At 72.4% G+C, this 9,693-nt stretch carries 7 protein-coding genes; 4 read left to right on the top strand and 3 right to left on the bottom strand.

The annotated features are described in order from the left end of the window. The first annotated feature begins 82 nt into the window (after window positions 1-82). A complete protein-coding gene (locus BN12_RS02360) occupies window positions 83-1,369 on the top strand; it encodes a DNA recombination protein RmuC (RefSeq protein ID WP_083454355.1) in 1,287 nt (428 codons plus the stop codon). A gap of 2 nt (window positions 1,370-1,371) precedes the next feature. After that, window positions 1,372-1,773: a DMT family transporter gene (locus BN12_RS02365; protein WP_083454356.1), complete on the top strand. Its 402-nt coding sequence runs from the start codon at window positions 1,372-1,374 to the stop codon at window positions 1,771-1,773. 102 nt (window positions 1,774-1,875) lie between these two features. Here the strand turns inward: BN12_RS02365 and BN12_RS02370 are convergent, their stop codons facing one another. The 3 genes from BN12_RS02370 to BN12_RS02380 all read right to left on the bottom strand — a co-directional run bounded on the left by BN12_RS02370 (window position 1,876) and on the right by BN12_RS02380 (window position 8,109). After that, window positions 1,876-3,975 (bottom strand): YhgE/Pip family protein, encoded by a 2,100-nt coding sequence (locus tag BN12_RS02370; protein WP_048549859.1) that lies wholly within the window; start codon window positions 3,973-3,975, stop codon window positions 1,876-1,878. Continuing rightward, window positions 3,972-6,875, bottom strand: a complete 2,904-nt coding sequence (locus BN12_RS02375; protein ID WP_048549860.1) for an MMPL family transporter — start codon at window positions 6,873-6,875, stop codon at window positions 3,972-3,974. Before BN12_RS02375 ends, BN12_RS02370 begins: the two co-directional genes overlap by 4 nt. 220 nt (window positions 6,876-7,095) lie before the next feature. Continuing rightward, window positions 7,096-8,109: a 4-hydroxy-3-methylbut-2-enyl diphosphate reductase gene (locus tag BN12_RS02380; protein WP_048549861.1), complete on the bottom strand. Its 1,014-nt coding sequence runs from the start codon at window positions 8,107-8,109 to the stop codon at window positions 7,096-7,098. 56 nt (window positions 8,110-8,165) lie between these two features. On the opposite strand from BN12_RS02380, the gene BN12_RS02385 reads away from it, so the two are divergent. Both BN12_RS02385 and xseA read left to right on the top strand, forming a co-directional pair. After that, a complete protein-coding gene (locus BN12_RS02385; RefSeq protein ID WP_200901125.1) occupies window positions 8,166-8,609 on the top strand; it encodes a cupin domain-containing protein in 444 nt (147 codons plus the stop codon). Window positions 8,610-8,796: 187 nt separating this feature from the next. Further along, a partial coding sequence (gene xseA / locus BN12_RS02390; protein WP_048549863.1) for an exodeoxyribonuclease VII large subunit occupies window positions 8,797-9,693 on the top strand: 897 nt, incomplete at its 3' end.

The following is a 9,693-nucleotide window of genomic DNA, read 5'->3' on the forward strand; positions in this document are numbered from 1 at the left end:
TATGCGACGGCGGACCCTTCGTCGCCTCCGTCCTCGTCGGGCCTCCCGGCCGGTGTCGGCGCCACCTGTCATCGTGGGCCCCATGACGCTGTGGATCACGGGCCTCGTCGGGCTCATCATCGGCGCTCTCCTCGCATACCTGTATGCCGAGAGCGGCCGGGCCGCGCTCCGCGCCGAGCGCGACCTGCTGCGCGAGCGGGTCGTCGACCTCGAGGCCGCCGTCGCCGATGACGCCCAGACCGCGGCTGCGCTCGCGCCCCTCCGTGAGGCGCTGACCCGTGTGGAGCAGCAGGTCGGCACGCTCGAACGCGACCGGGTCGAGCACTTCGGTGCCCTCCGCAGCGTCCTGCACCGGGTGGAGGGCGAGACGGCCGCTCTCGGTGCCCAGACGAGGTCTCTCGCGGGGTCCCTCAACGCCTCCTCGGTCCGCGGCGCCTGGGGCGAGGTGCAGCTGCGGCGGATCCTCGAGCTGACCGGGATGCTCGCGCGCTGCGACTTCGAGGAGCAGGTGTCGGCCGTCAGCGGACACGACGTGCGGGTCCGGCCCGACGTCGTCGTCCGCCTGCCTGGTGACAAGGTCCTCGTGCTCGACGCGAAGGCGCCGATGACGGCGTTCCTGCAGGCGCAGGCCGAGGACGTCGACGGGCCGGAGCGGGCCGCCCTCCTGCGCGAGCACGCCCGTGCGCTCTCGCGGCACGTGCACGACCTGTCCGCCAAGGCGTACTGGTCGGCCTTCACGACCACCCCGGAGATGGTCGTGTGCTTCGTCCCGACCGAGGCCATGCTGTCGGCGGCCCTCGGCGCGGACCCCTCGCTCCACGAGCAGGCCCTGGCGCGCCGGGTGGCACTCGTGGGGCCCGCCTCGCTCATGGCCCTTCTGCGGACCGTCGCCTTCACGTGGCAGCAGGACGCCCTGGCCGGCAACGCCCGGGAGCTCCTCGCCCTCGGCCGCGAGCTGCACGACCGCCTCGGCACGCTCGGGGGGCACGTCTCGACCCTGGGCCGGTCCCTGTCCCGGTCGGTCGAGAGCTACAACCAGCTCGTCGGGGCGCTGGAGTCCCGGGTCCTGGTGTCGGCGCGCCGGATGACCGACCTCGGCCTCGTCCCGACTCGGCTCGACGCCGTCGCGCCGCTCGACAGCACGCCCCGCGTCCTCACCGCGATGGAGCTCATCGAAGCCGCGACCGCCGACGACCGACGGCCCGAGCTCGACGATCCGGCCCATCGTCGACCTGCCGGGCGGAATGCCCGCGACGATCCCGCATGGAACGCCGCCGGGGGACTCGGACGGAAGGCGCTCGGGGAACTCGGACGGAACGCGGGCGGGGATGACGGCGGCCCACCGTACCCGGATGCGGAGACCGCCTGACGATGAGTCCCTCCCACCTGTCGGGCGCACCGGATCCGTCTGGCGCACCCGACTCCGTCGAGAAAGCGAGTGGTTCGGTGGTCCTTGCCTGGAGTCTGCTCGTCGTGGCCATCCTCGTCGAGGTCGTCTCCACGGCGCTGCTGCCGCGGACGGACGCCTTCCATCACCTGGCCTGGAGCGCCGTCGTCCTCCTCGGCTACGGCGTGGCCATCTGGCTGCTGGCCATCGTCGTCCGGACTCTCCCGGTCTCGGTCTCGTATGCCGTGTGGTCCGGTCTGGGCACCGCCACCGTGGCCGTCATCGCCGTCGTCTTCCTCGGCGAGCAGATGACGCTCGTGAAGGCGGTCTGCCTCGCCCTCATCGTCGTCGGGGTCGTCGGCCTCAACCTCGTCGGCAGCCATTAGCCTTCGCTTGGTTCCGACAGCAGTGCTTGTGGGGAAGGTGGCCCGAGCCGGGGCAGCAACCACCTTCCCCACAAGGAGCCCGGCCGGTTCGCAGTCGGACTCTCAGGACAGGTCGGCGAGCGGCGGCGCCGTCGTCGACGCCATGAACCGTCCGGCGCTGACGATGCGGCGTCGGCGGATCCCCCAGGCGATGAGGAGCAGGCCGAGCCCCATCCAGAGCGCGAGGACGACGACGGCCCCGAGGATCGATCCCACGACCCCGCCCGTCGCGAGTCGCGTGGCGCCGTCGACGAAGGCGTTGAGCGGGAGCAGGCCCGCGAGACTCTGGATGCCCTGCGGCGCGGTCTGGATCGGAACGACGTAGCCGAGCGACGCCACCTGGAGCGCGAGGAAGACGACGAGCACACCGATGCCGACGCGCCCGAAGGCGGCCCGCGCTCCCGTCGCGAGGACCCAGAACGCCACTCCGCCGACGACGACGAACAGGCTGAAACCGACGGCGGAGGCGAGGTTCACCCTGACGACGAAGACGACGAGAAGGATGCACAGGGCCTGGGTCACACCCAGCACGACGGCGGACCGCGTGACCGAGCGGACGATCCGCCGGCTCGACACGGGGGCGAAGAGCCCACGTAGGGGAATGCCACGTCCCACCCACAGCCCGACGAGCGCCCCCGCCCACAGGACGAGGGCGGCGATGACCGAGACCGGCCACCCGAGCCGGTGGCCGGAGTGCAGGGTCGACGAGGTGAGCGCGACCGGCTGGCTCACGACGCTCGACAGGGCCTTCGACTCGTCGTCGGAATAGGTGGGTGTCTGCTGCACGGCCTGGTCGAGCCCACTCGCGAGGGAGGCTGCACCGCTGCTGAGCTGCGAGGCGCTCGTCGCCAGGGTCGCGGAGCCGCTGGCCAGGCTGGCGGCGCCGGATGCGGCCTGCCCGGCACCCGAGGCGAGCGACGCGGTCGCAGTGTCGAGGCTGGCCGCCCCGGTCGAGAGCGTGGCGGCTCCCGACGCGACGCCCTCCGTGCCCGAGGCGAGGGTCTTGCTCGCCGAGGCCAGATGTCCGGCGCCGGTGGCTTGCGCGGCCTGCCCTGCGGAGAGCTTCCTCGTGCCGGCTGCGAGCGCCTTCGCGCCTGTCGCGACCCCGCTCGCCCCCGCCTTGACGGTCGTTCCCGCGGCGGCCAGGGCATGCGCGGCCTTGGCCTCGACGGCCACCCGGTCGCAGTATGCGTCGCTGGCACCGGCGCCATGACAGTCGGTGGCCAGTCGACCGAGGGCCGAGGCGAGCAGGGTCTGGCCGCTCGCCCATGCGGACGTGCCGGTGGAGACCTTCCCGGCTGCTCCCTTCAGCGTGTCTGCCCGCGAGGCAAGGGTCGAGGCGCTCCCGGCGAGCCTCGTGCTCCCCGCAGACAGTGTGCGGGCGGCCGTGGCGAGCGAGGTGGCGCCCGCGGCGGCCTGGGCTGCACCCGTGGCGAGGGTCGCCGCTCCCGAGGCGAGCTGGCCGGAGGCCGTGTCGACCTGCCGGGCGCCCTGGGCGATCTGGGCCACGCTCGTCGCGAGCGTCGCGGCCCCCTGCGCGGACGAGGACGCTCCGGAGGCCAGCTGTGCTGCGCCGTCGGCGAGCTGGTGGGAGCTCGAGTCGGCCTTGGAGAGCGAGTCGTGGAGGGAGTTGAACCCGGCGTAGACGTTCGTGAGATAGCCCTGTGTCACCTGCTGGCCGAGAGCGGTGCCCGCGGCGGTCGCGACGGCCTGGCTCACGATGCCGACCGTGCTGCTCGAGGCATCGTTGCTCTGGATCGACATCGTGGCCTGGGCCGGGTGGTCCGTTCCGGTCGACAGGACGTTCTTGGAGTAGTCCTCCGGGATGGTGAGGACGGAGTAGTACCGGCCGCTCGCCAGCCCCTCCCTGGCGTCCTTGGCGTCGGTGACCGTCCAGGAGAGGTTCTGCTGCCCCTTCGGTGGATGGGTCAGCTGGCTGGCGACGGCCCGGCCCGCCGCCATCGGGTTGTCCCCCGTGATGATCTTGTCGTTGTTGACGATGGCCGCCGGGATCTCCCCCAACGCCTGGGTCCGGGCGTCGGCGAGCCAGACGAGGGTGGCCGTCACGAGGAGCGGGAAGAGCACCAGCGCGGCGATGACGCGCCAGGTCGGACGGGGGCCGTGGGGGCCCGGCTCGGTCGCTCCAGGGGCGAGTGAGCTCACTGGTCACTCCCTTCTGCTCCGGTGGCGGCGTCGAGAACGGCTGTCCCGTCTCCCGCGCTGCCCGACGGGGTGACCGGCGCGGCCGAGGCGACCGGGCCGGCCGAGGCGACCGGGCCGGCCGGCGGCCGGGCGGATCCACGGATGGCCCGCAGATCTGGGCCCACGAGGAGCACGGCAGGTCCCCGAAGAGCGGCCTCCTGTGCGAGACGAAGCAGCTCGGGCGCAACACCGGGCTCCTCGACGACGATGACGACGACGGCGACCTGAGCCGCCAGAGCGGCCGCGAGGTCGACGGCGGCGAGCGCCGTCCCGCGAAGGCCACCCATCGGGTCGGACGCGCCGACCGGTCTCGCGGACCCGTCGGCCCCGACCGGCAGCTGCGCCAGCAGCTCGAGCGAGGCGTCGAGGACCCTCGACCGGTCCCGTCGGCGACGACGGGCCAGCCGCGCCCGCGTGCCCAGCTCCTCCTCGACGGTCACCTCCATGGCCGTCCGGGCGGGGTCGACGACGGCCACGAGCGGCTGGGTCGCCGCACGCTGCTCGGGCAGGATGTATCCCTTGACGGCGACATCCCCGGAAGCCGGAGCCAGATGCCCCGCAACGGCATACGCCAGCGCCCGGGACTCCGGGAGTGGACGTTCGAGGACGGTGACCGTCCCCGATGCGGTGTGGAGGTCGACGGGGCGAGCCCCCGGCGCCGGCACGAGGGACCGCGCGGACAGCGCAACGCCGCCGTACTCCTCCTCGAAGCGCCGCTGGTCGAGGACGCGACCGAGCGCGACGCCCTCGACGTCGACGACGGGAAGGGCGCGGTCGAGCCATCCGGGCAGCCGCCAGGCGTGCTCGTCGAGGAGGGCGAGGACAGCCGGCACGAGGCTCATCCGCACGATGAACGCGTCGACGAACACACCGACGGCCAGGCCGAAGGCGATCGGCTTGATCGTCGACGACCCGCTCGGGACGAAGGCGACGAAGACGCTGACCATGATGAGCGCGGCGGCGGTGACGACGGGAGCCGACGCCGAGAACCCCTCGGTGATGGCGTCCCTCGCGCTGTGCCCCTCGGTGTACTCCTCCCGCATCCGGGAGACGAGGAACATCTCGTAGTCCATGGCGAGGCCGAAGAGCACACCCATGACGAAGATCGGGAGGAAGCTGACGACCGGCCCGGACCCGCCGAAGACGAGGACGACCGAGCCGAGGGCGGCGGCCACCGAGAGGAGGTAGCCGAGCGTCGCCTTGAGCGGCACCCAGATGGACCGGAAGACCACCGCGAGGAGGATGACGGACAGGCCGATGACGACCGCGCCGAAGGGGATCAGCGAGCCGGACAGCCGGTCGGAGACGTCGAGGTTGATGGCCGTCGTCCCGCCGACGAGCACGTTCGACACGCCGTACTTCTTCTCCAGCGTGGGGGCCTCCGACCGCAGGGTGCGCACGAGCTTGGACGTCTGGGGGTCGGACTGACCGCCCGGCGGGATGACGACGAACAGCCCGGTGTCGGCGGCGGAGTTCGGCGTGGCCGTCGGAACGGCGACGACGCCCGGCGTGGACCGCAAGGCGCTCGCCAGGTCGTCGACCGTCTTGCTGGGATCGGTGCTCGTGATGATGTCGGCGACGACGGACAACGGCGCGTTGTATCCCGCCCCGAAGTGGCGGGTGATCGTGTCGTACGTCGTGCGTTGCTCGGTGCCCTTGGGCGCCGTGCTGCTGTCCGGGAGGGCGAGACTGAGGCCGGTCACTGGGACCGTCGCTCCTCCGACGACGATGACGCACGCGACGATCGTGAGGAAGGGATGCCGCGTCGACGTCCCGACCCATCCCTGGAAGATCCGCGCGCCGAGCCCCGGCCCGTTCCCTCCGCGTCGGTGCAGGAAGCGGAGCCGGCGGCGCGGTTCGTCCCTCGCAGGCCGTGGCCGCATCCGCTCCCCAAGGAGCAGGGCGATGGCGGGCAACAGGGTCATGGCGACGAGGACCGCGACGAGAACCGCCGCGCCGGCGGCAAGACCCATGACGGTGAGGAGCGGTATGCGGGCGATGGCCAGTCCGCACAGGGCGATGACGACCGTCGTGCCCGCGAAGACGACCGCGCTCCCCGCGGTGGCCAGGGCTCGCGCCATCGCCTCGCCGGTCGACAGCCCCTCACGCAGCCGGGTCCGGTAGCGGAACAGGATGAACAGCGCGTAGTCGATCCCCACGGCGAGTCCGAGCATCTCGGCCAGGGTCGGGGAGGTGCTCGAGATCGTCGCGACGGACGACACGATGACGATGACCGAGGCGTTGGCGGACACGCCGAGGAGCGCGGTGAGCAGGGGTATGCCGGCCGCCAGGAAGGAGCCGAAGGCGATCGCCAGGATGACGAAGGCGATGAGCATGCCGAACAGCTCGGGCACTCGCGACGGGGGCGGGATCTCGTTGTAGAGAGAGCCGCCCACGGTACCGGTCACCGAGGCGCCCGTCTCGCCGACGAGCCGTTCGACGGAGTCGAGGACCGACTCGTCGGGCCGAGGCTGCGCGAACTGGATCTGGCCCAGCACGGCAAGCTTGTCCTTCGACACGTTCGAGGACTGGGCGAAGGGGTCGGACATGCTGACCCCCTTGAGGCCCGCGACCGCGGAGACGGTGTGCTCCACGGCGTCGTGCGGCCCGGAGTCGGTGATCGAGCCGTGGCTGACGGTGAAGACGGCCTGCGCCGTCCCGCCCGTCAGGCCGAACCGCGAGGCGAGGACGTCCTGCCCCTGCTGGGCCTCGCTGCCGGGCAGGGTGAACGAGTCGTCGTAGTGGCTGCCGAGCGTGCCCGCTCCACCGAGGAGGACGAGGAGGACGGCGACCCAGACGCCGATGAACCACAGGCGATGGCGAGCCAGCGCCAGTCCGAGCCGGTAGAGCGCAAGGGACATGAGCCACGTCCTTCCGGCCGAGGCGACCCGACAAACGGGGGCGCCCTGGCCTGACACCGATGCGGCTCGGATCCGACCGAGACATCCGCCGGCTCCCGGAGGAGACGACGCGGCATCCCGACGCCGTAGCAGTATGTCGCCACCGGGACCGCCCTGCCAAGAGCCGCCGGAGGGTCGGGGTCAGGGCCGTCCGACGGCACCGTCGCGCAGGACGTCGAGGTCAGTGCAGCGAGCCGGCCTCCGCGAACGCCGCGTCATGGCGCATCTTGTCCGACATCCCGGCGGCCTTGAGGTCGCGGCGCAGCTCGTTGGGGAGGGCGAACATCAGTGACTCCTCGGCGGCCACGACCGTCTCGACGGCACCGAACCCCCGGTCGGCGAGGTGGTCGAGGACGCTGCGCACGAGGATCTCGGGAACCGACGCGCCGGACGTGACCCCGACGGTCGTCACGTCCCGCAGCCACGCGTCGTCGATCTCCTCGGCGTAGTCGACGAGATGCCCGTCCCGCGCCCCATGCTCCAGCGCCACCTCGACGAGGCGGACGGAGTTGGAGGAGTTGCGGGACCCGACGACGATCATGAGGTCACACTGCGGGGCCATCTCCTTGACGGCGAGCTGCCGGTTCTGGGTGGCGTAGCAGATGTCGTCGCTCGGCGGGTCCTGCAGCCGGGGGAACCGCTCGCGCAGCCGGCGGACCGTCTCCATCGTCTCGTCGACCGAGAGCGTCGTCTGGGAGAGCCAGACGACCTTGTCGGGATCGCGGACCTCGATGGTGTCGACGTCGTCGGGTCCGTCGACGAGGACGATGTGCTGCGGCGCCTCGCCCGACGTGCCGACGACCTCCTCGTGACCCTCGTGGCCGATGAGCAGGATGTCGTAGTCGGCGCTCGCGAACCGCACCGCCTCGCGATGCACCTTCGTGACGAGGGGGCACGTCGCATCGATCGTCTTGAGCGAGAGTGCCCGGGCCTCCTCGTGGACGACGGGCGCGACGCCGTGGGCCGAGAAGATGACGGTCGCGCCCTCGGGGACCTCGTCGGTCTCGTCGACGAAGATCGCGCCACGCTGCTCCAGCGTGGCGACGACGTGCTTGTTGTGGACGATCTGCTTGCGGACGTACACCGGCGGCCCGTAGAGCTCGAGGGCCCTCTCGACGGTGACGACCGCCCGGTCGACGCCTGCGCAGTAGCCTCGCGGGGCGGCGAGCAGCACGCGCTTGGTCGGCTCGGTCATGTCTCAATCGTACGGTCCGGGGGACGGTGCCCCGTCCCACAGGGAGGATGTATGCCATGCCACAGGGGCCGCACTCGTCGTCCGCTCCCCCTCTGGCCCGGGCGCTCGGGCTGGAGCCGCACCCGGAAGGCGGATGGTTCCGGGAGACCTGGCGCTCGGAGCAGCGGGTCACGCTCGCCGACGGGCGGCTGCGCTCGACCGCCACGGCCATCCTCTTCCTCCTGCCCGAGGGCACGAGCTCCCGGTGGCACCTCGTGACCTCGGAGGAGCTGTGGATCCACGGCGAGGGCCCGGCTCTCGTGCTCGAGCTCGGCGGGTCCGCGGAGGCTGCGTCGGGAGGGGAGCGCCGGGTTCTCGGCACCGGCTCCCGGCACGGCGAGCGGCGCCACGTCCTCGTCCCGGCAGGCGTCTGGCAGCGGACCCTTCCCGCGGCCGGCGACACGCTCGTCAGCTGCATCGTGTCCCCGGGCTTCGACTTCGCCGACTTCCGGATGCCGTGACGGATCGCCGACGTCGCCCGTGCCGTTCCGTCCGCATCCCGGCGGTGCCCGTCGGCTCGATCGGCGTGCTGTGCCGGAAGGCTGTGCCCGACGACGGAGGGGAACGCCTGTCGAACGGGTCGCGGACTCGGCGCGCTCGGCATACGGATGGGCCTGGGTGACGGTGCCGGGCCCTACAGTGAGCCGAATGAGCCAGCCGCTGCCGGAGAAGGCCGCCGACACGACGGCCGAGCACCCGTGGCCGGTTCGGCTGCTCAGCGTCAAGATCGCCGAGTACGTCGAGCGGATGTCGGTCCTGTGGGTCGAGGGCCAGGTCGTCCAGCTCAACCGGCGGCCGGGGGCCGGCACGGCATACCTCACCCTCCGTGACCCGGATGTCGACATGTCCCTCTCCGTCGCGGTGCGCGTCACGGCGCTCGACGCGATGGCGGCCCCGCTCGACGCGGGTGCTCGTGTCGTCGTCCAGGCCAAGCCGGAGTTCTGGACGACGCGGGGCAGCCTCATCCTCGACGCGCGGCAGATCCGGCCCGTCGGGGTCGGTGAGCTGCTCGCGCGGATCGAGTACCTCCGCCGCACCCTCGCGGCGGAGGGCCTGTTCGACGAGGCGCGCAAGAAGCCGCTGCCCTTCCTGCCCCGGGTCGTCGGCCTCGTCTGCGGCCGGGCCAGCGCCGCGGAGAAGGACGTCGTCGAGAACGCGCGGCGCCGTTGGCCGGGGGTGCGGTTCGAGATCCGGCCGGTCGCCGTCCAGGGCGTCGGCGCCGTGTCCGAGGTCGTCGAGGCGCTCCGTGACCTCGACGCGGACCCGCTCGTCGACGTCGTCGTCATCGCCCGGGGCGGCGGGTCGGTCGAGGACCTCCTGCCGTTCAGCAACGAGGCGCTGCTGCGCGCCGTCGCCGCCGCCCGGACGCCCGTCGTCAGCGCCATCGGCCACGACGTCGACACCCCGCTCCTCGACCACGTCGCCGATCGGCGCGCCTCGACGCCCACCGACGCCGCCAAGCTCGTCGTGCCCGACGCCGCAGCCGAGCACCGCACGGTGGCCACCGCCCGGGAGCGCGCCCGGCGTGCCGTCCTCGGCCGGGTC

The organism is Nostocoides japonicum T1-X7 (assembly GCF_001046855.1).
GTDB lineage: Bacteria > Actinomycetota > Actinomycetes > Actinomycetales > Dermatophilaceae > Nostocoides > Nostocoides japonicum.